This window comes from Micromonospora sp. NPDC005087, from assembly GCF_042872965.1.
GTDB lineage: Bacteria > Actinomycetota > Actinomycetes > Mycobacteriales > Micromonosporaceae > Micromonospora.
In genome coordinates, this window is the sequence record NZ_JBIALB010000010.1 from 1 (window position 1) to 21,878 (window position 21,878).

Consider the following 21,878-nt stretch of genomic DNA (forward strand, 5'->3'; position numbering starts at 1 on the left):
GGTTTGTGGCTTTGCCGCTGTGGTGGCGGCCGTCGGAGTCGGTGGCGAGGTTGGCGATGCCGAGGTCGACGCCGAGGAACCCGTCCGGTTCCTTGGTGGGTGCGTCGGGGATGTCGCAGGTGGCGTACAGGAACCACTTGCCGTCCCGGCAGACCAGGTCCGACTCGCCGCGGCGGTGCGCGACCAGGGTGGCGTGCTGCTGGTTGGAGCAGCCGAACCGGATCGGCCCGGATCGGCCAGCGACCGTCCAGATCGACACGGTGCGGGCAGCCAGTTGCCAGGACAGGCAACGGTCGTCGAACGGCTGCGCCGCGTCGCGACGGAACCGGATCGGTTTACCCTCGGCGGCCTGGCGCCTCTTCGACCCTGGCTTGCCGAGGTTGCCGGCCTGGATGTTGGCCGTCAGGGTGGCGTACGCGCCGGACACCTTCCGGGCGACGTGAATCGCGGGCTGGGCCGACAGGCCCATGCCCTTCAGTTGGCCGTAGGTGAGCCGCTGCAACGACCGCTTGGCGAACACCCGCCGCTGGTACGCCAGCCCGGAGGCGACGTTCGCGGCGTCGTTGCACCGGTCCAGGGTTGCCCGCAGCGCCGCATGCTGAGCGGCGTCCGGGAACAACCGGACCTGCACGACGATCTTCACTAGGCGTCCTGGTCGGCGTAGTCCTCTTCGGCGGCCATCGACTTCGGCCACCGCCGCCAGGCAGCCCGGTCCGATTCGTCTTCGGAGCAGCGTGTCTCGATCATCAGGTGGGTCAGGGCGCCGTCGATGTACAGCACCGGCTGGTCGGCCGTGCCGAGGTCCGGGGCGTCGTAGCCGAGACGTGCCAGTGCGACGTCCAGCTCCGCTGCCCGCGCCTCGCTGGCCTGCTGCACGCTGGCCGCGCGGCGGCGTCGCGCTTCGGTCAGCCAACCGGGCCTGCTGTCACGCAGCGACCGCACGTCCCGTTGGGTCCAGGGGCGGTCGAGTTTCGGCAGGTCCGCGTAGTCGATGCCGAGGACCTTGGCCGCCCATCTCGGCTTCACGACCTTGTCCAGTTTCGCAGGCATGCCCACACCGTCTCATCTTATCTATGTCACCACGATGGACCCCGGACCCGCATAGTCGCAGAGGTAGAAGCGTTGTCTACAACCTGCACGTACATCTTGTCTTCGTCACCACGTATCGGCGGGACGTCCTCAACGACGCGATGCTCACCGACGACCACGTCCACCTGCTCGTGCCCTACCCGCCCAAGCTGCCGATCTCCACGCTGGTCAACCGACTCAAGGGCGTCTCGGCGCACTACCTGCGCAAGGAGTTCACCGGCCGGATCAACCGGCACATCATGCATGGGCACCTGTGGTCCCCTTCGTACTTCGCCGCGTCCTGCGGCGGCGCCCCACTGGAAGTGATCAAGGACTACATCAAGGGGCAGAAACGTCCCGGTCCGTGACGCGATTCCTCCCGGCCCTGAAGGGCCGGGATTCCTCGCTAGTCCAGTTGAACTTTCGTCCGGTGTGGGCCGTACCACTGCCCGAGGATGTCGATGCGGCTGGTCCGCCGTATCGCTGCCGAACTGCGGGAGGCCTGCCGTGCGAGTTGGTGAGCAGTCGACGGATCCCATCGATCAGGTACTGGGGGAGGTGCCGCTGCCGGCACCGCTGACCCCCGAGGATGTCCGGCTCGCGGTCCGGGCGGTGGTGGTGCACACCGCCGAGGAGTGGCCCACCGGGCCACTGTGCCGTAACGACGGCGCCTCCTACCCCTGCCGGTTGCACCGCTGGGGGCGGCGGGTGCTCGAGACACACGGGCTCAACGAGCGACAGATCGAGGCGTTGATCCGGCACGGCAACCCCTTCGTGCACGTGCCCTTCCCGTTCACCGCGACCGGGCCGTCCTCCGCCCGTCCCGCCGGCTACTCGGCCCAGGCCGCGCGTACCAACGGGCTGACGGCGCGACACCCGGCCGCGCGGGTCGTCCCACCCGGGGTACGACCCACCGCTCCCGGCCGGCCGGTGACTCCCCCCGTCACCGCGCCGCGCTGGCCCCGGGCGAGCTGAAGCGGCGCTATCCCTCGCCCGCCCGACCCGGGGCGACACGATGCCGGCCCGACGGAGATGTTCCCCACCCGCGCCGGGCCGGCGTCGTGCTGTCCGAGCCTCAGTCGTTGCCGGCCCCGATCCCGCAGTCCGGCGCGGACCAGCTCGTCGTGTTCGAGCTGTTGTCGCTGTTGTTCTCCCGCCGCGAGTCGACGTGCACGTGGTCGTCGTGGTCGGGGTAGCCCGGCCCGTAGAGACCGCTGAAGCCGTTGTTGCGCGCGCCGCGGGCGACCTGGCACAGCGACGACGTCCGCGAGGTGACGTCGGCCGCGTTGCCGTACAGGTGCTGGCTGTCCGATGCGCCGCCGACCTGGTTGTTGCAGCTCCGGCTGCGGAAGCCGCCCGAGACGTAGAGCGGCTTGTCGCCCAGGCCCTTGCGCAGCGCCTCCAGCTTCCACATGGTGCGCAGCGCGTTCTGCTTGGTCTGGCTCGCCGACAGCGGACCGCCGCTCCACCCGCTCCCGCCGCACCCGTTGTCCAGTTCGTTGTAGCTGAAGTGCGCGGGCGTGCAGTCGTTGTCCTGGAGCTGGTACAGCTTGGCGTAGGTCTGCGGCCCGGCGATCCCGTCGGCGCGCAGCCCGTACGCCTGTTGGAACCGCTTGACGGCCGCGGCGGTCTTCGGTCCGTAGATGCCGTCGTTCTCGACGATGTCCCGGTACCCGGCCCAACCGGCCACCCGGATCTGCAACTGGCGGACGTCGCTGCCCGAGCGGCCCTGGGACAGCGTGCGGTCCCAGGTGTAGCAGCCGTCCGCGTGGGCCGCGGGCGCGGCGACCACCGAGGCGATCGCGGCCCCGGGCAGCGCCAGGGCGAATGCGACGGCAGCTCGCTTCAAGGTGTTTACGCGCACAGAAGTCCTCCCGATAGGAGACCGAATGGGGTGGTTTCAGGACATCGACCGAGACATCCCGTGATTTCCACCCTCGCACTGATCAGTGCGGTTGGCGGCAATTAACGAGAATTGTCCTCACGATTGGCCTTGCCTGGGTATCGCCTGGGAATTCGACTGATTTGCGAAACAGCCATTCACTCCCGATCACCCCGCCAAAGGGCAACCACACCGAACGTCGCAATCAATCGCACCGAGGGTGATGTTCCTCGGCCATTGGCGGCCGGTAACGTCAGCCTCGGGCGGCGGACTGGCGGAGGTGCACGTGGCACGCGGTGGCGTCTTCTGTGTCGAGGGCCAGTGGCACCGAGACCTCAACGAGCGGGGTTCCGTGCTGCCCACCCTCGAGTTGCTGGAACGGCTCGGCAAGATCCGGTTCATCCACAAGGACGCGGCCACCCGCGACGAGCTCTTCTACTTCCTGGACCGCTGGCTGCTCAAGCAGTACGCCGACCACCGGGTCGCCTTCTTCGCCATGCACGGTGAGCCGAGCCGACTCTGCCTCACCGACTGGCAGTCCGTGGAGTTGAACGAGGTGGCCGAGTTGATGGCCGGCCGCTGCGAGGGGCGCCGGCTCTATTTCGGCAGTTGCTCGGTGCTGCGCGCCTCGGACGCGGTGCTGCGCGAGTTCCTCGAAGTCACCGGAGCCGCTCTGATCTGCGGTTTCACCCGGGAAGTCGACTGGGTCGAATCGGCCGCTTTCGAAACCGTGCTGCTCGACGTGCTGGCCAACGGTCAGCGGCACAATGCCGCCGAACTGCGGATGGGCTCGGCGCACTGGGCGCCGCTCGCCTCGTACCTCGGTTTCCGGGTGATCTACGCAAACGGCCGGGCCTGGCGCCCGGCCGGTCGCCCCCGGGTGCCGGCCCAGGCGGCGCACCGCGCGGCCCGGCCCAGCTGACCCGCCGTCGCCGCGTCGCGATCGCCCTGGTAGGAACGGATGATGGCGCCCAGCATCGCGAAGAACACCCGGGTCGACCGGGACACCCTGCTCGACTTCCTCCGGCCGCGACACCGCGTCGTGCTGATGACCACCCGGGCGGACGGCCGCCCCCAGTCCTCCCCGGTCTCCGCGGGCGTGGACGGCCAGGGCCGGCTGGTCGTCTCCACCTACCCGGAGCGAGCCAAGGTCACCAACATCCGCCGCGACCCACGGGTCTCGGCCTGCGTGCTGTCCGACGACTGGAACGGGCCCTGGGTGCAGCTCGACGGCACCGCCGAGGTGCTGGACCTGCCCGAGGCGCTGGAGCCGCTGGTCGAGTACTTCCGCAGCATCTCCGGCGAGCACCCGGACTGGAACGACTACCGGGCGGCGATGGTGCGCCAGGGCAAGTCGCTGATCCGGGTCACCATCGACTCCTGGGGCCCGATCGCCACCGGCGGCTTCCCCGCCCGGCTCGCCGACTGACGGTTGGCGGGTGGTGTTCAGTACGCGGCGGTGAAGCGGGCGTTCTGGTGCCGCGGCTGCTCGATCTCGTCGACGATCGCCACCGCCAGGTCCTCGTACGTCAGCACCGAACGGCCCTGGTCGTCGGTGACCGGCTGGTCGGTGCCGGTGCGGTAGTGCCCGGTGCGCTCGCCGGGGTGGAACTCCAGCGGGGGCGGCGAGACGTACGTCCAGCTCACCCCATCGGCGGCGGTGCGGTAGTAGTCGAGGGCGTCGGCCTGGCCCAGCGCCGAGTCCCGATACTGCGCCGGGAAGTCCGGCTCGTCCACGATGCGGGTGCCACGTGGGGTGAGCAGGGTCGACCCGCCGCCCAGGTGGATGATCCGCGGCGCAGCCGGCATCCCGCGCAGCGTGGTCACCAGGTTCTCCGCCGCGTTCCGCCACAGCTCGCGTTCGCCGCCGCCGATGGCCACGACCAGCGCGTCCACGTCCGGTGCCAGCTCCCGCACACTCCGCTCGCTGGTCGCGTCGCCGGTGACCGTCCGTACCCCCGCCGGCAGGTACGAGGTGGCCTCCGGGCGGCGGACGGCGGCGATCACCCGGTGCCCCCGGTCGACCGCCTCGGCGGTGATCCGCGACCCGGCGGTGCCGCCCGCGCCAAACACGACGATGGTGCTCACGATCGCCTCCCACCCGAACCTGGACCCGTCTTCAGGCTAGGGAGCGGCCGCCCGGGAGGTGCCGTAACGACGAACCCGGCCGTACGTTCGGGTGACTCGAAGGCTCGCATAGATCGAATACGGTGAGTCGCGCAAGATCCATTGAACCCAACGGGGGAGTCATGAAGCATCTCTCTGCCCGACGTCGGCTGCTCTCCTGGGCGGCGCCGGTCACGCTCGCGCTCACCGCTCTCGGACCCGCGTTCCCGGCGCACGCCGCCGCAGCCGGCACCCCGACTCCGGCCGTCGTCGGCCCGGTCGACAAGGACCTCAACGGCGACGGCGTACCCGACCTGGTGACCGTCGGCGGCACCGCCGGCCTTGGCTCCGGTGTCTGGACGGCGCGGGGCCGGGTCAACGCGACCACCGGCGCGGGCACCGGCCGCGTGAAGGTCCCGGCCGTGAACATCGGGGTGTACGGCAACGGGGTTTACGGCACAGACAACCCGCCGTCGGAGTTCGACGGCGCCCAGGTGATCACCGGCCGCTTTTTCGGCACTGCGAACCAGGACTTCCTCGCCTACTACCCGAGTGGCATCAACACCGGGGGCGGCAGCTTCATCGCGGGCGTCGGCGACGGCACGATGGTCAATCCCTATGGTGGCGGCGGCCAGGTGAGCCTCATGTCCGAATTCCTTGCCGACGAGTACGGTAACTTCCCGATCCAGCTCGTCAACGGGTACACGGCAGACGACGTGGACACCGCCATCCCGGACCTGATCGGCATCGTGGGCGACGAGACCAACGGATACCGCGTCAACTACTACCCGAACATCGGGGCACCCGGCCTCTACTTCCCCCGTCTGCCGCTCAACAACGCCACCCCGACCGGCGGCAGCGACTGGCAGAACTGGACCCTGGCCAGCACCGAGCTGGCGTCGGGGGCGGCGCTGGTGTTGCGTAACGCCACCAGCGGTGACCTCTACCTCTGGCAGGGCGTCACGATGACCGACAACGGCGACGGGACCGGCACGCTCGCCTACACCCAGTACCAGCTCGCCTCCGGCTGGAACACCGGCGTCGCGATCAGCGGCCTCACCGCCGCCGACTTGAACGCCGACGGCGTGGCCGACCTGTGGGCCGTGTTCCCGGACGGGACCGTGCGCGCGTACCTGATCTTGAAGCTGTCCGCGACCGGTACGGCGAAGGTGCGCGCGATCCAGGCGCAGCAGCTCGGCTGAGCCACGGCACCGGGGGCCCGTCGTGGCAGACGGGCCCCCGGTACCGGTCAGTCGACCAGGGCGGCGTAGACGAGCTGGCGCAGCTGGGAGCGCAGCGGGTACGTGCTCGACGGCATCAACTGGGTGAAGAGAAGCGCGGTGATCTCCTCGGCCGGGTCCACCCAGAACGCGGTGCTGGCCACCCCACCCCAGTAGTACTCGCCGACGCTGCTCGGCACCCGGCTGGGAATCGGGTCGTCGACGACCGCGAAGCCGAGGCCGAAGCCGATCCCGTCCAGGGTGGTCTCGGCGAAGCCGCCGGTGGACAGGGTGCCCAGGTCCTGACCCTCTGGCAGGTGGTTGCGGGTCATGAAGCGCACCGTGCGCGGCCCGAGCAGGCGTACCCCGTCCAGCTCGCCGCCGCGCAGCAGCAGCTGTGTGAAGCGGTGGTAGTCGGCGGCGCTGGAGATCAGGCCGCCGCCACCGGAGAACAGGGCGGGCTTGCGGTAGGCCAGCGAGCCGAGGCTGTCGTAGCGGACCGCCCGGCCGCTGCGCGGCTCGGGGACGTAGAGCGCGGCCAGGCGTTCGGCCTCGTCGCCCTCGACCCACCATCGGCTGTCGGTCATGCCCAGCGGGCCGAAGATCCGGTCGGCGAAGAACGCGTCGAGGCTCTGCCCGGACACCACCTCGACCAGTCGGCCGAGCACGTCGGTGGCGACCGAGTAGCCCCAGGCGGTGCCCGGCTGGAACAGCAGCGGCAGCTCGCCGAAGGCCGCGCAGGCGCCGGCCAGGTCGACGTCCGCCGGCGGGTACAGGTCGTAGCCGGCCGCCCGGTAGAGCCCGTCGACCACGGAGGTCTGCATGAAGCCGTACGTCAGACCGGCGGTGTGGGTGAGCAGGTGCCAGACCCGGATCGGCTCGATCGCCGGCACGGTGTACGGCTTGAGCGTCGACCCCTTCGAGTAGACCCGCAGGTCGGCGAACTCCGGCAGCCAGCGGCTGATCTCGTCGGTCAGCTCGAAGCGGCCCTCCTCCCACAGCATCATCGCCGCGACCGAGGTGACCGGCTTGGTCATCGAGTAGATCCGCCAGAGCGTGTCGGCCTCGACCGGAGCGCCCGACTCCCGGTCCCGCAGCCCGTACGTCGAGGAGTGCGCCACCTCGCCGCGGCGGGTGACCACCACCTGCCAGCCGGCCAGCCGGCCGTCGTCGACGTACCGGCCGAAGTGCTCGTCGATCCGGGCCAGCCGCGCCGGGTCGAAGCCGATCTGATCCGGGTCCTTGCTCCGCGCCACACTCACGCCGCCGAACCTACTAGCCGGTACGCCGGTACCGGAAGGGGCTGCCACCGACCGACCGGCCGGCCGGCTGTCGGCGGCCGGCACTAGCCTGGCCGAATGCCGGAGCTGACCGAGGACGTGACCTTCCGCCACGAGGACTGGTACGGCGAGGAGCTGACCGACCGGCACTTCGTGGGCTGCGAGTTCTTCCACGTGGACCTGACCGAGGCGGTGAGTCGCGGCGCGGTGTTCACCGGCTGCACGTTCGGCAACGTGCTGTTCAACGCCTCCCGGCACGTCGACTCCGCCTTCACCCGCTGCGTCTTCAAGCGGTGCAACTTCTTCGAGGTCGAGTTCACCGGCTGCAAGCTGGTCGGCAGCACCTTCACCCAGTGCGACCTGCGCCCGTTGACGGTGGCCGGCGGCGACTGGTCGTTCGTCGCGCTGCCCGGCGCGGACCTGCGCGGCGTCCGTCTGACCGACGTGCGGATGCGCGAGGTCGACCTGACCGGCGCCAACCTCACCGGCGCCACCGTGACCGGCGTCGACCTCTCCGGCGCGCAGCTGCAAAGCTCCCGGCTCGGCGACGCCGACCTGCGCGGCAGCGACCTGACCGCGCTGGACCCGACGGTCGTCGAGCGGGCCGGTGCCATCGTCGACGCCGAGCAGGCCGTGGTCATCGCGCAGGCGCTCGGCTTCCGGATCGGCTGACGCGAGGGCGGTCAGGATCGACCGGAGTCCCGGCCGGCTGCCCGATACCGTCCGGTTCCGGACTGGACACGCCCGCCCGTCCGGATCTAGCGTGTCGTCCACGCCGGATGCGAGCGCAAAACGGCCCACAGTGGACGGTGCGATCCGCGACGCTGGATGGCGGCCGGGCGGTGGAGGTGGAGGGGTCGGTGGCGGACGAAGACCGCACGCGGGCGGATTCGGGGGCCGGTGACGAGCCGTCCGACCGACCAGCGAGGCACCGGCCGCGCGCCGGCATCACCGGGCATGCCCGCAGCACACTGCGCCGACTCACCAGTGACCGGAAGCGGCGGCGCTGGGCGGTGCAGGGGCTCGCCGTGCTCGTCTGCCTGGTGGGGCTCGTCTTGTACCTCGGCACCCGGTCCGGCCCGGAGTCCGGCGACGATCAGGCGGGCCGCCCGGGCGGCGTGCCCGCCGGGGCCACCCGCCCCACCGGCTTCCCGGGCGCGGAGGGTCGCACCCTCGAGGCCGGGCCGGCGACGCCCAATCTGCGTCCTCGGCAGCGTCCGCCCTCGCCCGACCCGACGCCGTCGGTCAGCGCGCCGGCCCCGCCGCCGCCGTCCCCGTCAGCGCCGGTGCTGTCGGTGAGCCGGGCGGAGGTGCCCGCCGAGGTCGACCTCACCGCCGTGGGCACCCGGGACTGGATGCACTGGGGCCTGCACGGCGGCAAGTCGACGGTCCGTAAGCGCGCCGGCTCCGGAGAGATCATCGACGGGGGTGGCGTCGGCACCCGGGTCGGCTGGGACGGCAACCAGGAGGTTGTCAGCTGGCGGGACGGCACGTCGGAGCGTTCGGTGAGCGGCAGCCCGAACGGCGTCTACACCTGCGGCGCCGGCAACGGGTTCAGCCTCGCCGTCGCCGGCAGCGGCGAGCCGCGTGTCGTCCAGCTCTACGCCGGGACCTGGATGGCCCGGGGCCGGCTGGAGGCCCGGCTGTCCACCGGCGGCCCGGTCAGCACCGCGCGGCTGGAGGACCCGTACACCAGCCAGAGCGCCCAGTTCACCATCCGGTTCAAGCTGCCGAAGGGCGCCCGGCTGCTGCTGACCTGGACCGTCGAGAAGGCCTTCACCGAGCACTGCGGCAACGTCGGCCTCCAGGCCGTGGCGGTGCGCTGACCGGCGGCTGTCGCCACGGTGTTCGGGCTGCCCGCCACGGATGGCGGCAGTAGCCTGGGCGCGAGGGCCACCGATCCGTGAGGAGTGCCGATGACGTCCAGCGAGCAGGTGGTGGACAGCCCCAGTGGCTGGGTCGCCGAGCACATCCGGCGGTACGTCGAGACCGGCGGCGCCGAGGGGCACGAGTGGCGGCCCGGGGTCTACACGCTCCTGCTGACCACCCGGGGCCGGCACAGCGGCAAGCGGCGCCGCACCGCCCTGATCTACGGGCGGGACGGCGACGACCACCTGGTGGTCGGCTCGCAGGGCGGCGCCCCGAAGCACCCGGCCTGGGTCCTCAACCTGCTGGCCGAGCCGCAGGTCGAAGTGCAGGTCGGCCCGGAGACGTTCACCGCGCGGGCGCGCATCGCGACGCCCGAGGAGAAGCCGCGGATGTGGGCCACGATGACCGCCATCTGGCCGGCGTACGACGACTACCAGGCCCGGACCGACCGGGAGATCCCGGTGGTGGTGCTGGAACGGTTCTGACCTGGCGTCCGTCATGCCGCGCCGGACGGCGGGAAAGTTTGTCCGTCGCACGTGGTCGAGGGCGACGTAACTTTCTGCCGTCTCCGTCCCACCGTCCAGTGTGGAGGCACCGCAGATGAGCAGCAGTACCGCCCACCGTGTCCGTCCGGCCGTTTCGTCCGGTGCCGGTGAAGCCCCGGGGGAGGTGCTCCGCGACATCCCCCTGCCGCCATACGTGACGGGGGAGGACACCCAGTTCGCGGTGCGGGCGGTGGTGGTGCACGCGCCCCGCCGGTGGTCCGGCGGCATGGTCTGCCGTAACGACGCCAGCCCGCACCCACGCCGGCTGCACCGCTGGGGCACCCGGGTGCTGGCGCTGCGCGGGCTGCGGGCCGCCGAGATCGCCGCGCTCATCGAGCGGGGTGACCCGACCGCGGTGGTTCCCCCACCGGACCGCCCGGCCTGATCCGGCCGGGGGCGCGGGGCGCCCCCGGCCGTCGGTCAGCAGGTGATCGGCTTGACCCAGGAGCATTCCACGCCCTCCGGGGTCCGTGGCGTCTCCGGCACCGCCGGCGGTGCAATCCGTGCCGTGGCCGCGCCGTCCTCGCGGTAACCGGCCAACGCCACGGCGATCTGGTCCTCCAGCGGCTTCACGGACGCGGTGAGGTAGTTGTTCAGCAGGATGGAGAACGCCAGCAGCCGGCCGTCGGCGCTGGTGACATAGCCGGACAACCCGGAGACCCCGGTCAGGCTGCCGGTCTTGGCGTGCACGTTGCCCGCCGCCGGGGTGCCGGCCATCCGGCTGCGCAGCGTGCCGCCGACGAACCGGTCGGGTTGCCCAGCGATCGGCAGGGCCGCGTACCAGGTGGCGAACCAGGGTTCGGCCCGGACGGCGGCCAGCAGGTCGACGAACTCCGTGGCCGGAACGAGGTTGCGCCGGGACAGCCCGGAGCCGTCGCGCTGGCGCAGCGTGCCGGTGTCCATCCCGGTGTCGGCGACGTACTCGCTGATCGCGGTCAGCCCGGCCGACCAGGTGCCGGAGCCGGAGAGCACCCGGCCGATCTCCTTGGTCAACACCTCGGCGTGCCCGTTGTTGGAGAGCTTGAGGAACGGCGTCATCAGCTCACCCAGACTCATCGAGTCGTGCCGGGCCACCGGATGCGCGGCCTCCGGGGTGGGCTGACCGAGCACGGTTCGACCGAGCACCCGGACGCCGTGCCGGTGCAGTGCCGCCCGGAACACGTCGGCCGCGTAGCCGGTGGGCTCCCAGACCGTCACCCAGTCGCTGGCCGGCTCGTCGCCGACCGCGATCTGCCCGGTCACCACGATGGTGTTGCCGCCGTGCTCGCGTTCGATCGAGATCGAGGTCTCACCACCGGCGACCGTCTCGGCGCGGTTGTCGATCTGGACGTACCCGGTGGGTGGGGTGGTGTTGACGACCGGCGGGGCGCCGGCCCGGTCGGCCGGGGCGGCGTGCACGATCACGGTGCCCGCGTCGTAGTCGGTGTCCGGCGCGACGGTCAGCGCGGAGACCTGGGCGGCGTAGTAGTAGGGCTCGTCGTCCCAGGTCCAGTCGGGGCCGAGCCGGGTGCGGTCGTACCGGGTGTCGTCGGCGATCAGGTTGCCGGTCACCACCCGGACACCGTCGGCCGCGACCTGTGCGGCGAGCGCGTCGTAGTCGGCCGCGAGCATGGTCGGGTCGCCGCCGCCGCGCAGGTAGAGGTTGCCCGAGAGCAGCCCGCCTCGGCGCTTGCCGGTGGTGCGTACGTCGGTGCCGAAGCGGTGCCCCGGGCCGAGCAGTTCCAGGGCGGCCGTGGAGGTCAGCAGCTTGGTGTTGGAGGCCGGGATCAGCCGCCGGTCCCCGTTGCGGTCGTAGAGGGTTTGCCCCGTGCCGGTGTCGACCACGACCACCGACGCCTGCGCGCCGGTCAGCCGCTGGTCGGCGAGGATCGTGTCGATGGCCGCGCGCAGGCGGGTCGTCGCGGGGGTGGGCGACTCGGCGGTGGCGACGGGCGCGCCGGCGGTGGCCGCGGTGGCGACCAGCGCGACCAGCGCGAGGAGCCGGGGAAAGAGACGGCGATGCATGCGCTGATGCTGCCACGAAGGTATTCGCCGGAGAAGGGTCTCGGGCGAAGGATATTGCCAAACCCCGTTACGTCGGTCGGCCGACCGACCTGTCGTGCCCGCCCCAGTAGTGTCGTTGCGCCCCCATGACCAGCGGTGCCACCAGCGCGGCGAGGGCCCCGCCGAGCAGCGGGAAGACGATGAACAGCCAGAGCTGCCGCAGTGCCACTCCGCCCTCGAAGACGGCCGGGCCGAAGGCGCGGGCCGGGTTGACGGCGGCGCCGTCCAGCGTCACGCCGACCAGCTGGGTCACGGCCAGGGCCAGCCCGATCGCCACGCCGGCGGTGCCCGGATTCTCGCTGCGACTGGTGACCACCAGGACGACCAGCACGAAGAGGAAGGTCAGCACGATCTCCAGCACGGCCGCGCCGCCCCGGTTGATGTTCGCGCCGTACCCGTTCGAGCCCAGCGCCCCGGTCTGGTCCACCACGTCGCCCCAGCGGGTCAGCGCCCAGAGCAGGAAGCCGGCCACGGTCGCGCCGGCGAACTGCGCGATCCAGTAGGCCACGGCACCGATCACCGAGATCTTCCCGGAGAGCAGCACACCGAGCGTCACCGCCGGGTTGACGTGGCTGCCGGAGAGCGGGCCGATCGTGTAGACCAGAGCCAGCATGACGAACCCGAAGGCCAGGGCGACGACCGCCACCCCGCCCTGGACGCGCGCCGCGACGGCGCTGCCCACCCCGAAGAAGACCAGCAGAAACGTGCCGAGGAATTCGGCGGCCGCACGACGGGCATCTTCCATTTCGTCAGCGTAAGGACAATTCGGGCGACCCGGTGCTCGAATCATGGTCTGTGATCGGTGCGACGGCCAGGGCGGGCAGAGCGGCGCCGCGTTCGGCGTTGTACCTCGCGTGGACACCCACTCCGTCGACGTCGTGGTGATCGGGGCCGGCCAGGCCGGCCTGAGCGCCGGCTACCACCTGCGCCGCACCGGCTTCGCCCCGGGCAGCGGCTTCGTCATCCTCGACGGTGACGACGGCCCCGGCGGAGCCTGGCAGCACCGCTGGCCGACCCTGCTGCTGGACCGGGTGCACGGCATTCACGACCTGCCCGGGCGGCCCTTCCCGCCCGGCGACCCGCAACGGCCGGCCGCCGAGCAGGTCAGCGCCTACTTCGCGGGGTACGAGCGAGCCTTCGAACTGCCGGTCCGGCGGCCGGTGCGGGTCCGCGCGGTGCACTCCCGTCCGGACGGACGGCTGGACGTACAAACCGACGGCGACCAGTGGACCACCCGCGCCCTGATCAACGCGACCGGCACCTGGACCCGGCCGTTCTGGCCGTACTACCCGGGTCGGTCCTCATTCCGCGGCCGGCAACTGCACACCGCCGACTACCGGGGCCCGGACGAGTTCACCGGCCGCCGGGTGGTGGTGGTCGGCGGCGGCACCTCCGCGGTGCAACTGCTCGCCGAGGTCTCCACCGTCGCGGCCGCCACCACCTGGGTGACCCGCCGGCCACCCCTGTTCCGCGACGAGGAGTTCGACACCGAGCTGGGCCGGGCCGCGGTGGCCCGGGTGGACGCGGCGGTACGGGCCGGGCGCCCACCGGGCAGCGTGGTGGGCGTGACCGGGCTGCCGGTCACCCCGGAGATACGACGGCTGCGCGAGCGAGGCGTCCTCGACCGGCTACCCGTCTTCGACCGGATCACGCCCGACGGGGTGGCCTGGGCGGACGGACGGTTCGTGCCAGCGGACATGATTCTCTGGTGCACCGGCTTTCGCGCCGCGCTCGACCACCTGGCCCCGCTGGGGCTGCGCGGGCCGGGCGGCGGTATCACGATGGACGGCACCCGCGTGGTCGCCGACGAGCGGATCCACCTGATCGGGTACGGCCCGTCGGCGAGCACGATCGGAGCGAACCGGGCCGGCCGCGCGGCGGTCAACGAGATCCGTGCGTTGCTCGCCCCGGCCCACGCTCTCGACTGATCCGCCTCTATTTGACGGATCGCCCGGCAGCGGGCAACGTAGGCGGTGACGGGGCCCGTCAGCTGCCCCGACGATGCGACGGCGACGACCGTTCGCCCCTCCTGTCGCCTCCCACGTGTGCTCGTACGCGGACCGATTGTCCGGTCTGTGCGGTAACCGACCGCGAGCCGAGAATCCACGAGGAGTTCCGCCAATGCTCACCATGACCGACAATGCCGTGCTCGTCATCCGTGACCTCGCCAACCAACAGGACGTCGGCGAGGACGGTGGGGTGCGTATCGCCGCCGACGCCGACGCCGGATCGCTCACCGTGGAACTGGTGCCCGAGCCGGTGCAGGGCGACCACGTGGTCGACAACCAGGGCGCCCGGATCTTCCTCGACGAGGACGCCGTCGAACTGCTCGGCGACGCCTCGGTGGACGCCACCGTCGACGACGAGGGCATCATCCAGTTCGGGTTCACCGAGAAGGCGTAGCAGGGCTCAGCCGGCACGGCGGGTCTCACCGCCGCGCGACTGCCGCGGCGACCGCCCCCGCTGCGGCGGCTCCGGCCCGGGATGCCACCCCGGGTCGGCGTCGGCGCGTGGATGCAGCAGCGCGGTCAGCACGTGCGCCAGGTGGTGCGACGTGCTCCAGGCCGCCCAGTTGGCGGCCGAGCCGGCGCCGGCGCCCCTTCGGGCCCGGCGCAGCAGCTCATGGTCACCCCAGGAGAAGGCCGCGCCAGTGCGCGGCCAGTGCGGCGCCGAGACCAACGTGCGGCACAGGTCAGCGAACCGGTCGTCGCCCCGCCCGCCCCGCCGGGACCAGCGGTAAACCCACCAACCGCCGTCGGCCGTGTATCGCACGGTGGGCAACCGGTCACCCGGTTCACCGGTGCCGGGTACGGCCGGGCCGACGCCGTAGTCGCCGTAGTCGACCCCAGCGTCGGCCAGCCGCTGCCAGAGCAGCCAATCCCAGCGGTCCAGCCGGACCGGCTCGTCGGTGGGCAGCCGGGACAGCGTCGGCGGCATCCCGCCGGCCGCCACCGTCACCGACCGCCAGGCGTGCCGACGGGCCCAGTCCAGCAGCCGGCGTACCCGCGGCTCGGCCAGCCGCACGTCCGCCGGGCAGCACACGTCGCCCGCGTCCACCAGCAGGTCGCACTCCTCCGGCGCCAGGCCGGTGAACCGCCAGATCCGCTCGACGGCGGCGGTGTCCTCGTCCGGCCCGGCCCGGTCCTGACCGGCCCGCAGCCGGACCAGCGCCCGCCGGGCGTACGCCCGGGCCGCCGTGCCGTGCGCAACCAGCCGCCGGTCGCTCTCCACGAGCCCGATCACGGGCACCAGCGGTACGCCCCAACGGGCCAGCTCCACGTCCGGCGCGTCGGGCAGGGTACTGACGTCGACGGCTGGCAGCAGCCCGACCGGCAGCCGGCGCAGTACGTCCATCGTGGTGCGGTCGACCGCGCCGACCTCCAGGATCGGGGCGAGCATCGCGGCGGCCGCCGGGTCGAGATGACTCAAGGCGTCCAGCTCGCCGCGACGGCTGGCGAGGATGGGGCGGTAGACCGGTTCCGCCGCCCGGCCCCCGTGGGCGGGCACCATACTTCAATCTAGCCAGGCATAGGCATATGTCCCAGCTCGTCGAGCCGGAATTCGGCTGTCCGGCTGTCGGCTCGGCGACTACGCTCGCCCGATGCTCGCGCCAGCTCACCGCTACCGGTCCGACGACGAGGACAGCGCCCGCTGGGCCGGCTTCCCGTTCCGGGACGGCGACATCGTGATCAGCACCCGATCCAAGAATGGCACCACCTGGATGCAGATGATCTGCGCGCTGCTGGTGCTGGGCACCCCGGAGCTGCCGGCGCCGCTGACCGAGCTGTCACCGTGGCTGGACTGGCTGGTCGAGCCGCAGGACGCGGTGTACCGCCGGTTGGCCGCCCAGCCGCATCGGCGGTTCATCAAGACGCACACGCCGCTGGACGGTCTGCCGCTCGACCCCCGGGTGCACTACGTGGTGGTGGCCCGGCACCCGCTGGACATGGCGGTCTCCCTGTACCACCAGGCCGGCAATCTGGACCGGGTGCGGCTCAGCCAGCTGACCGGCCAGACAGTCCCGGCGGGGCCGCCGCGAGCACGGATGCCGGTGGGGCAGTGGCTGTCGAGCTGGGTCGACCGGGAGGCGGACCCGCGCGCCGAGCTGGACTCGCTGCCCGGGGTGCTCCTGCACCTGAGCGACGCCTGGGCGCGCCGGCACGAGCCGAACGTCGAGCTGGTGCACTACGACGACCTGCGGGCCGACCTGGGCGGCCAGATGCGCCGGCTCGCCGACCGGTGGGGCCTCGCGGTGTCACCCGAGCACTGGCCCGACCTGGTCGAGGCGGCGACCTTCGGCCGGATGCGGGAGCGCGCCGACCGGCTCGCACCGGACACGCTCCGTGTGCTGCGCGACCGCCGGGCCTTCTTCCGTCATGGCGGATCGGGACAGGGACGGGACCTGTTGGACGCGCCCGCGCTGGCCCGCTACCGGGCGCGAACGGCGGCGCTCGCGCCACCCGACCTGCTCACCTGGCTGCACCACGACGGCTGACCGGCCGGCGTGGCACGACGCAGGGGTGCGCAGACGAGCGCACGGCGCCGCTTCGACCGTGGTCGGAACGTCGCCGCGCTCTGGCCGTCTCCCACCACCGCAGCCGTTCGGCGGTACGCCGGCAGGGACCTGGCTCGACCGGCCGCCCGCGCCGGTCAGACATGTCGATCCCCGGCCGGCGTGGATCCAAACCTGCCAACCGTGGGGAATTCCACCATCTGCGAGTCCCGGCGTGGCTCGGCGCCGAACGGGGTATGAGCCCGACATGGAGCATTTCACGATCGCGACCGTCGCCGAGAAGAGCCCGGACTTCCGACGGGTGCTGTGGACCGGACAGCACACCCAGTTGGTCATCATGACCATCCCGCCGGGCGGGGAAATCGGCGAGGAGGTGCACGAGGAGATCGACCAGATCCTGACCTTCGTCAGCGGCACCGGCGAGGCGCGGGTCGCCGGCGAGAAGCGGGAGGTCGTCTCCGGCGACCTGGTCGTGGTGCCGGCCGGCACCAGGCACAACTTCGTCAACACCGGGCCCAACCCGTTGGTGCTCTACACCGTCTACGGCCCGCCGGAGCACGCCGACCAGGCCGTGCACCGGACCAAGGAGGAGGCGGACGCGGCCGAGGAGGCCGGCGAGGACGAGCCACCCACCGCGTGACGCGGCCGACGGCGGTCTGATCCGGGCCGATCGGGGTACCCGCGACGGGTGGAGCAGCAGCCGGCGATCTCCGACTACGGATTCCTGTCCGACTCCCGCTCCGGCGCGCTGGTGAGCAAGCACGGGTCGATCGACTGGTGGTGTCCGCCCCGGTTCGACGGCGCCTCCGTGTTCGGGCGGTTGCTCGACCCGCGCGCCGGGCACTTCCGGTTGGCGCCGGTGGGCGTGGGCGGGCAGGGATACCGGGTGGAGCGCTCGTACCGGCCGGACACGCTGGTGTTGCGCACGGTGCACCACACCCCTAACGGCAGCGTGGCGGTCACCGACGCGCTCGCCGCCGAGTTCGGCGCCCGTGCGCACGAACTCGGCCAGAACTCACCCGCCGTGCTGATCCGGGTGATCGAGGGGCTGTCGGGGCGCGTCCGGATGGCGTTGGACTTCGCACCCCGTCCGGAGTACGGCCTGCTCACCCCGTACCTGCACGAGCAGCCGGACGGCACGGTCGTGGCCGGGGCGGGCCCGGTGACACTGTTGCTGCGCTCCGCGGAGCTGCCGCTACGGGCCGGCCGGGACCGGGTGACCCACGAGTTCGAGGTCTCCGCCGGCCAGGTGATCGGGATGGACGTGGCGTACGGCGCCACGTACGGCGACCCGCCGGTCCGGCTGGACCCGGTGGCCGCGCTCGCCGACACGGTACGGGCGTGGGAGGCGTACCGGGAGCCGCACCAGTATCCGGGCCGGTACCCCGAGCTGGTCCGGCCCAGCGCGACCGTGCTGACCGGTCTCACGTACTCCCGCAGTGGCGCGATCACCGCCGCGCTGACCACGTCCCTGCCGGAGCAGATCGGCGGTGACCGCAACTACGACTACCGCTTCGCCTGGCTGCGCGACTTCTCGATGACCATGCGGGCGCTCTGGGTGGCGGCCTGCCCCCACGAGGCGTCCCAGCTGTTCGCCTGGGTGTCCCGCTCGATCGGCCGGATCGGCGACGAGCCGGTGCCGGTGCTGTTCGGGCTGGAGGGGGAGCGTGACCTCACCGAGCACGACTGCCCGCAGCTGGCCGGCTACGCCGGCAGCCGGCCGGTCCGGATCGGCAACGACGCCTGGCGGCAGCGACAGCTGGACGTGCCGGGGGAGGTGATGTCGGCGGTCTGGCGGCTGCGCGACTACCTGGGCGGGACGTTCGACGGGGAGCTGCGGGAGATGGTGCTCGGGCTGACCGAGCAGGTGGCGAGCACCTGGCATCTGCCGGACCGGGGCATGTGGGAGGCCCGCGACGGGGACCAGCACTACCTCTCCTCGAAGGTGCTCTGCTGGATGACCATGGACCGGGCGGTGCGGCTCGCCGACCGGCTGGGCGAGCGGGCCGCCCCGGACCGCTGGGCCAGGATCCGCGACGAGATCCGCGACGAGGTGCTCCGGCGGGGCTGGAACGAGCGGATCGGCGCGTTCACCGGCGCGTTCGGCTCGGCCGAGCTGGACGCATCGGCGCTCTTCCTGCCGGTGGTGCACTTCCTGCCGGCCACTGATCGGCGGATGCGCTCCACCATCGAGGTGGTGGAGCGGGAGCTGGGCACCGACGACGGTTTGGTACGCCGCTGGTCGACCGACCCGGCCGGCTTCGTGCTCTGCTCGTTCTGGCTGGTGGAGTGCCTGATGCTGGCGGGCGAGCGGCGCCGGGCCGAGGAGCTGTTCGAGCGGGTGGTCGGGCGAGCCAACGACGTGGGCCTGTTCAGCGAGCAGATCGACCTGGTCACCGGTGCGCAGCTCGGCAACACCCCGCAGGCGCTGTCGCACATCGGCCTGATCAACGCGGCCTGGCGGCTGACCGATCCGTACAGCTTCTGACCGGTCGACCGCCCCGCCTTCCGGTGAATCCTGCAACAGACCTGCAGGCGCAAGGCATTGACGTTGATGCGTACGCGGTCCTAGCCTCGAAGATGCGGGAAAGCCCTTTCCCACGGCTTTGATCCCGCTTCACCCCGCTCCGGACACCGGGCATCCGACGGGGCGCACCGATCCCAGGCCATGGCGTCACGCCGTGCCGGCACGTCCCCGTACGGACGGCCGCGGGATCGCCACCACACGCGTCAAGGAGGACAGCTGTGCAGAAGAGACGACTCCCCGGCCGACGACCACTGCTGCTCGCGGTGGGCGCCGGCGCGACCGTGGCCGCCCTCGCGGCCGGCATGACCTCGGCCTTCGCGGCCACCGTCTTCAACGACGACTTCAACGACGGCAACACCACCGGGTGGTCCAAGTCCGGCGGCACCTGGACCGTCGACGGCTCGGGCGTGCTCAACCAGTCCAACGCCGGCAGCTCGCTGGCCCGGCAGTTCGCCGGCCAGACCAGCTGGACCGACTACTCGGTGCAGGCCCGGGTCCGGCCGGCCAGCTTCGGCTCGTCCAGCGCCCTGGTCGGGCTCGCGGCCCGGTCCAGCAGCAGCACCAAGATGTACCGGCTGGCCCTGCTCGGCTCCGGACGGGCCGAACTCCAGGCCGTCAACGGCAGCGCCATCACCTCGATCGGCTCCGCGTCGCTGGGCATCGGCACCGGCAACTGGTACACCCTGCGCATCGAGGCCAGCGGCAGCACCATCCGCGGCTTCGTCAACGGCACCCAGATCGCCGCCGGCAGCAACAGCCTGGTCGGCGCCGGCCGGATCGGCCTGGTCACCGCGTACGCCAGCGGCGGCTTCGACGACGTCATCGTGGACGCGTCCGGCGGTGGCACCCCGCCCCCGACGACCCCGCCGCCCACCACGCCGGGCCCGACCAACCCGCCGCCCGCGGGCTGGCCGACGCCCACCGGGAACCAGAAGGTGGACGCGACGATCCCGGTCTCGGGCACCTTCGACGGCGGGCTCAGGCGCTACTACGGCATCGGCGACGGCGGCCAGAGCGAGAGCCAGGACCCGATGTTCGAGCTGGCCGCCGGTGCCACCCTGCGCAACGTCATCATCGGCGCGCCCGCCGGTGACGGCGTGCACTGCGAGGGCAACTGCACCCTGATCAACGTCTGGTGGGAGGACGTGGGCGAGGACGCGGCCACCTTCCGCGGTGGCACAACGTACACGGTCGACGGCGGCGGCGCCCGCTCGGCCAGCGACAAGGTCTTCCAGCACAACGGCTCCGGCACCGTCACCATCAGGAACTTCCGGGTGGAGAACGCCGGCAAGCTCTACCGGGCCTGCGGCAACTGCTACACCTCGTACCAGCGGCACGTGGTGATCGACAACGTGATCGTCCGCGACACCGACGCGATCGCCGGCATCAACACCAACTGGGGCGACACCGCCCGGTTCAGCCGGATCACCATCGTCGGCGACCCGGACCGGGACACCTCGATCTGCGTCAAGTACCGGGGCGTGCCGAAGGGCAGCGAGCCCGTCCAGATCGGGGAGGGCGCCGACGGCGTCAACTGCCTCTACGCACCGTCCGACATCACCTACCAGTAGGCCGGCACCGCGGCACCCCGCGGACCGCACGGTCCGCGGGGCGCCCGCCGGCTCAGGCCAGCACGGGTACGCCGGAGACGTCGACGGTCTCCGGATACTTCAGCCCGGCGCCGGTGTTGAGCACCACCACCCGCTCACCGGCCCGGATCCAACCGCCCGCGCGCAACTGTCGTGCCGCGGTCAGGCAGGCGGCCCCCTCCGGGCAGAGCAGCAGCCCCTCCCGGGTGGCGAAGGCCCGCAGGTCGGCCAGGATGTCCGCGTCGTCGACGGCCACGGCCGTGCCGGCGGAGTCCCGCAGCGCCGCCAGGATCAGCTCGTCGCCGAGCGGCGCCGGCACGGTGATGCCGAACGCGACGGTGTGGGCGCCGGCCCACGGCCGGGCCCGATCCTCGCCGGCGGCGAAGGCCCGCACGATCGGCGCGCAGCCGGTCGACTGCACCGCCACCAGCCGGGGCAGCTTGTCGCCGATCCAGCCCAGCTCGCGCAGCTCGTGCAACGCCTTGTGGATGCCGATCAGCCCGACACCGCCGCCCGTCGGGTAGATGATCACGTCGGGCGTCTGCCAGCCGAGCTGCTCGACGATCTCGTACCCCATCGTCTTCTTGCCCTCCAGCCGGTAGGGCTCGCGCAGCGTGCCGGCGTCGAAGATCGCCCCGGCGGACTCCGCGACCAACTCGGCCACCCGCCGGCTCGCGTCGCTGATCAGCCCGTCGATCAGGCGCAGGTCGGCGCCGGCCGCCACGCACTCACGCCGGCAGATGCTCGGCGCCGCCAACGGCATGACGATGGTGGCTCCCATCCCGGCCCGCGCCGCGTACGTCGCCCAGGCCGAGCCGGCGTTGCCGTTGGTGGGCATGGCGATCCGCTCGACGCCCAGCTCGCGGGCCCGGCTCACGCCGACCGCGGCGCCGCGCGCCTTGAACGAGCCGGTCGGGATCAGCCCCTCGTCCTTGACCATCAGGTCCTCGATGCCGATCTCGGCTCCGTACGCCGGGGCGCGCAACAGTGGCGTCCAACCCTCGCCGAGCGTGGTGACGTGTCGAGGGTCGGCGACCGGCAGCAGCTCCCGGTAGCGCCACAGGTCGGCCGGGCGCAGCGGGAAGCGCTCCGGGGTGACCGCCTTCGCCACCGCCGCGAGGTCGTAGCGGGCCAGCAGCGGGGAGCCGCACTCGCACAGGTTCTGCAACTGGCCGGCGGCGTACTCCCGGCCGCAGCGCGGGCAGTCCAGGTGGGTCAGGTACACGTCGCTCCTCG

General features: G+C 72.1%; 24 protein-coding genes. 15 read left to right on the plus strand and 9 right to left on the minus strand.

Annotation, left to right across the window (positions count from 1 at the left end; genetic code table 11):
* Together ACFYPS_RS22435 and ACFYPS_RS22440 are read right to left on the minus strand one after the other, a co-directional pair.
* Window positions 1-643: hypothetical protein (locus ACFYPS_RS22435; RefSeq protein ID WP_387326737.1), on the minus strand; the 643-nt coding region annotated here is incomplete at its 3' end.
* On the minus strand, window positions 643-1,050 hold the full coding sequence (locus ACFYPS_RS22440; RefSeq protein ID WP_387326740.1) for a hypothetical protein: 408 nt from the start codon (window positions 1,048-1,050) through the stop codon (window positions 643-645). The genes ACFYPS_RS22435 and ACFYPS_RS22440, both read right to left, overlap by 1 nt.
* Window positions 1,051-1,073: 23 nt before the next feature.
* On the opposite strand from ACFYPS_RS22440, the gene tnpA reads away from it, so the two are divergent.
* Together tnpA and ACFYPS_RS22450 are read left to right on the plus strand one after the other, a co-directional pair.
* Entirely contained in the window at window positions 1,074-1,436 is a 363-nt protein-coding gene (gene tnpA / locus ACFYPS_RS22445) for an IS200/IS605 family transposase (RefSeq protein WP_387326743.1), read from the plus strand.
* Window positions 1,437-1,575: 139 nt separating this feature from the next.
* Window positions 1,576-2,043 (plus strand): hypothetical protein, encoded by a 468-nt coding sequence (locus ACFYPS_RS22450; RefSeq protein ID WP_354967920.1) that lies wholly within the window; start codon window positions 1,576-1,578, stop codon window positions 2,041-2,043.
* 100 nt (window positions 2,044-2,143) lie between these two features.
* On the opposite strand, the gene ACFYPS_RS22455 is transcribed toward ACFYPS_RS22450, so the two are convergent.
* A complete protein-coding gene (locus ACFYPS_RS22455; protein WP_387326747.1) occupies window positions 2,144-2,932 on the minus strand; it encodes a D-Ala-D-Ala carboxypeptidase family metallohydrolase in 789 nt (262 codons plus the stop codon).
* 304 nt (window positions 2,933-3,236) lie between these two features.
* On the opposite strand from ACFYPS_RS22455, the gene ACFYPS_RS22460 reads away from it, so the two are divergent.
* Together ACFYPS_RS22460 and ACFYPS_RS22465 are read left to right on the plus strand one after the other, a co-directional pair.
* A complete protein-coding gene (locus tag ACFYPS_RS22460; RefSeq protein WP_354967922.1) occupies window positions 3,237-3,872 on the plus strand; it encodes a DUF6642 family protein in 636 nt (211 codons plus the stop codon).
* A gap of 42 nt (window positions 3,873-3,914) precedes the next feature.
* On the plus strand, window positions 3,915-4,379 hold the full coding sequence (locus ACFYPS_RS22465) for a PPOX class F420-dependent oxidoreductase (protein WP_354967923.1): 465 nt from the start codon (window positions 3,915-3,917) through the stop codon (window positions 4,377-4,379).
* A gap of 17 nt (window positions 4,380-4,396) precedes the next feature.
* On the opposite strand, the gene ACFYPS_RS22470 is transcribed toward ACFYPS_RS22465, so the two are convergent.
* Window positions 4,397-5,038 (minus strand): NAD(P)-dependent oxidoreductase, encoded by a 642-nt coding sequence (locus tag ACFYPS_RS22470; RefSeq protein WP_387326751.1) that lies wholly within the window; start codon window positions 5,036-5,038, stop codon window positions 4,397-4,399.
* Window positions 5,039-5,199: 161 nt separating this feature from the next.
* Here ACFYPS_RS22470 and ACFYPS_RS22475 point away from each other — a divergent pair, with 161 nt between their 5' ends.
* The gene (locus ACFYPS_RS22475) at window positions 5,200-6,258 is read left to right on the plus strand and encodes a hypothetical protein (RefSeq protein ID WP_387326754.1); all 1,059 of its coding nucleotides are present in this window, start codon (window positions 5,200-5,202) and stop codon (window positions 6,256-6,258) included.
* Window positions 6,259-6,305: 47 nt separating this feature from the next.
* On the opposite strand, the gene ACFYPS_RS22480 is transcribed toward ACFYPS_RS22475, so the two are convergent.
* Window positions 6,306-7,538, minus strand: coding sequence for a serine hydrolase domain-containing protein (locus ACFYPS_RS22480; protein ID WP_354967926.1), 1,233 nt, complete (start codon window positions 7,536-7,538; stop codon window positions 6,306-6,308).
* Between the two features lie 96 nt (window positions 7,539-7,634).
* Here ACFYPS_RS22480 and ACFYPS_RS22485 point away from each other — a divergent pair, with 96 nt between their 5' ends.
* The 4 genes from ACFYPS_RS22485 to ACFYPS_RS22500 all read left to right on the plus strand — a co-directional run bounded on the left by ACFYPS_RS22485 (window position 7,635) and on the right by ACFYPS_RS22500 (window position 10,355).
* Window positions 7,635-8,228 carry a pentapeptide repeat-containing protein gene (locus tag ACFYPS_RS22485; RefSeq protein ID WP_387326757.1) on the plus strand — a complete coding sequence of 198 codons (594 nt, stop codon included), beginning with the start codon at window positions 7,635-7,637 and terminating at the stop codon, window positions 8,226-8,228.
* 137 nt (window positions 8,229-8,365) lie between these two features.
* Complete coding sequence (locus ACFYPS_RS22490; RefSeq protein WP_387326760.1) at window positions 8,366-9,382, plus strand: hypothetical protein; 1,017 nt, start codon at window positions 8,366-8,368, stop codon at window positions 9,380-9,382.
* A gap of 90 nt (window positions 9,383-9,472) precedes the next feature.
* Entirely contained in the window at window positions 9,473-9,910 is a 438-nt protein-coding gene (locus ACFYPS_RS22495) for a nitroreductase family deazaflavin-dependent oxidoreductase (protein WP_354967929.1), read from the plus strand.
* A 115-nt stretch (window positions 9,911-10,025) separates the two neighbouring features.
* Window positions 10,026-10,355 (plus strand): hypothetical protein, encoded by a 330-nt coding sequence (locus ACFYPS_RS22500; protein WP_354967930.1) that lies wholly within the window; start codon window positions 10,026-10,028, stop codon window positions 10,353-10,355.
* A 35-nt stretch (window positions 10,356-10,390) separates the two neighbouring features.
* Here ACFYPS_RS22500 and dacB read toward each other — a convergent pair whose 3' ends face one another.
* Both dacB and ACFYPS_RS22510 read right to left on the minus strand, forming a co-directional pair.
* The gene (gene dacB / locus ACFYPS_RS22505; protein ID WP_387326764.1) at window positions 10,391-11,974 is read right to left on the minus strand and encodes a D-alanyl-D-alanine carboxypeptidase/D-alanyl-D-alanine-endopeptidase; all 1,584 of its coding nucleotides are present in this window, start codon (window positions 11,972-11,974) and stop codon (window positions 10,391-10,393) included.
* A gap of 67 nt (window positions 11,975-12,041) precedes the next feature.
* The gene (locus ACFYPS_RS22510) at window positions 12,042-12,758 is read right to left on the minus strand and encodes an MIP/aquaporin family protein (protein ID WP_387326767.1); all 717 of its coding nucleotides are present in this window, start codon (window positions 12,756-12,758) and stop codon (window positions 12,042-12,044) included.
* A gap of 109 nt (window positions 12,759-12,867) precedes the next feature.
* On the opposite strand from ACFYPS_RS22510, the gene ACFYPS_RS22515 reads away from it, so the two are divergent.
* On the plus strand, window positions 12,868-13,941 hold the full coding sequence (locus tag ACFYPS_RS22515) for an NAD(P)-binding domain-containing protein (protein WP_387326770.1): 1,074 nt from the start codon (window positions 12,868-12,870) through the stop codon (window positions 13,939-13,941).
* 193 nt (window positions 13,942-14,134) lie between these two features.
* The gene (locus ACFYPS_RS22520; protein WP_354967934.1) at window positions 14,135-14,416 is read left to right on the plus strand and encodes an adhesin; all 282 of its coding nucleotides are present in this window, start codon (window positions 14,135-14,137) and stop codon (window positions 14,414-14,416) included.
* Window positions 14,417-14,422: 6 nt separating this feature from the next.
* On the opposite strand, the gene ACFYPS_RS22525 is transcribed toward ACFYPS_RS22520, so the two are convergent.
* Window positions 14,423-15,523: a hypothetical protein gene (locus tag ACFYPS_RS22525; RefSeq protein WP_387326773.1), complete on the minus strand. Its 1,101-nt coding sequence runs from the start codon at window positions 15,521-15,523 to the stop codon at window positions 14,423-14,425.
* 91 nt (window positions 15,524-15,614) lie between these two features.
* Between ACFYPS_RS22525 and ACFYPS_RS22530 the strand changes: the two genes are divergently transcribed.
* The 4 genes from ACFYPS_RS22530 (at window position 15,615) to ACFYPS_RS22545 (ending at window position 20,624) form a co-directional block, all read left to right on the plus strand.
* Window positions 15,615-16,508, plus strand: a complete 894-nt coding sequence (locus tag ACFYPS_RS22530) for a sulfotransferase domain-containing protein (RefSeq protein ID WP_387326776.1) — start codon at window positions 15,615-15,617, stop codon at window positions 16,506-16,508.
* Window positions 16,509-16,773: 265 nt separating this feature from the next.
* A complete protein-coding gene (locus tag ACFYPS_RS22535) occupies window positions 16,774-17,166 on the plus strand; it encodes a cupin domain-containing protein (protein ID WP_387326778.1) in 393 nt (130 codons plus the stop codon).
* Between the two features lie 48 nt (window positions 17,167-17,214).
* Window positions 17,215-19,014 carry a glycoside hydrolase family 15 protein gene (locus ACFYPS_RS22540; RefSeq protein WP_354967938.1) on the plus strand — a complete coding sequence of 600 codons (1,800 nt, stop codon included), beginning with the start codon at window positions 17,215-17,217 and terminating at the stop codon, window positions 19,012-19,014.
* Window positions 19,015-19,271: 257 nt separating this feature from the next.
* Window positions 19,272-20,624 (plus strand): pectate lyase, encoded by a 1,353-nt coding sequence (locus ACFYPS_RS22545; RefSeq protein ID WP_387326781.1) that lies wholly within the window; start codon window positions 19,272-19,274, stop codon window positions 20,622-20,624.
* Window positions 20,625-20,676: 52 nt separating this feature from the next.
* On the opposite strand, the gene ACFYPS_RS22550 is transcribed toward ACFYPS_RS22545, so the two are convergent.
* Window positions 20,677-21,867, minus strand: a complete 1,191-nt coding sequence (locus ACFYPS_RS22550; RefSeq protein WP_387326784.1) for a threonine synthase — start codon at window positions 21,865-21,867, stop codon at window positions 20,677-20,679.
* Window positions 21,868-21,878 lie beyond the last annotated feature (11 nt).

What these genes read in the sequence shown, in the direction of transcription:
- ACFYPS_RS22440 (WP_387326740.1), bottom strand. Translation starts at nt 1,050, where the DNA reads ATGCCTGCGAAACTGGACAAGGTCGTGAAGCCGAGATGGGCGGCCAAG.
- tnpA (WP_387326743.1), top strand. Translation starts at nt 1,074, where the DNA reads ATGTCACCACGATGGACCCCGGACCCGCATAGTCGCAGAGGTAGAAGC.
- ACFYPS_RS22465 (WP_354967923.1), top strand. Translation starts at nt 3,915, where the DNA reads ATGGCGCCCAGCATCGCGAAGAACACCCGGGTCGACCGGGACACCCTG.
- ACFYPS_RS22475 (WP_387326754.1), top strand. Translation starts at nt 5,200, where the DNA reads ATGAAGCATCTCTCTGCCCGACGTCGGCTGCTCTCCTGGGCGGCGCCG.
- ACFYPS_RS22485 (WP_387326757.1), top strand. Translation starts at nt 7,635, where the DNA reads ATGCCGGAGCTGACCGAGGACGTGACCTTCCGCCACGAGGACTGGTAC.
- ACFYPS_RS22495 (WP_354967929.1), top strand. Translation starts at nt 9,473, where the DNA reads ATGACGTCCAGCGAGCAGGTGGTGGACAGCCCCAGTGGCTGGGTCGCC.
- ACFYPS_RS22500 (WP_354967930.1), top strand. Translation starts at nt 10,026, where the DNA reads ATGAGCAGCAGTACCGCCCACCGTGTCCGTCCGGCCGTTTCGTCCGGT.
- dacB (WP_387326764.1), bottom strand. Translation starts at nt 11,974, where the DNA reads ATGCATCGCCGTCTCTTTCCCCGGCTCCTCGCGCTGGTCGCGCTGGTC.
- ACFYPS_RS22510 (WP_387326767.1), bottom strand. Translation starts at nt 12,758, where the DNA reads ATGGAAGATGCCCGTCGTGCGGCCGCCGAATTCCTCGGCACGTTTCTG.
- ACFYPS_RS22520 (WP_354967934.1), top strand. Translation starts at nt 14,135, where the DNA reads ATGCTCACCATGACCGACAATGCCGTGCTCGTCATCCGTGACCTCGCC.
- ACFYPS_RS22525 (WP_387326773.1), bottom strand. Translation starts at nt 15,523, where the DNA reads ATGGTGCCCGCCCACGGGGGCCGGGCGGCGGAACCGGTCTACCGCCCC.
- ACFYPS_RS22530 (WP_387326776.1), top strand. Translation starts at nt 15,615, where the DNA reads ATGCTCGCGCCAGCTCACCGCTACCGGTCCGACGACGAGGACAGCGCC.
- ACFYPS_RS22535 (WP_387326778.1), top strand. Translation starts at nt 16,774, where the DNA reads ATGGAGCATTTCACGATCGCGACCGTCGCCGAGAAGAGCCCGGACTTC.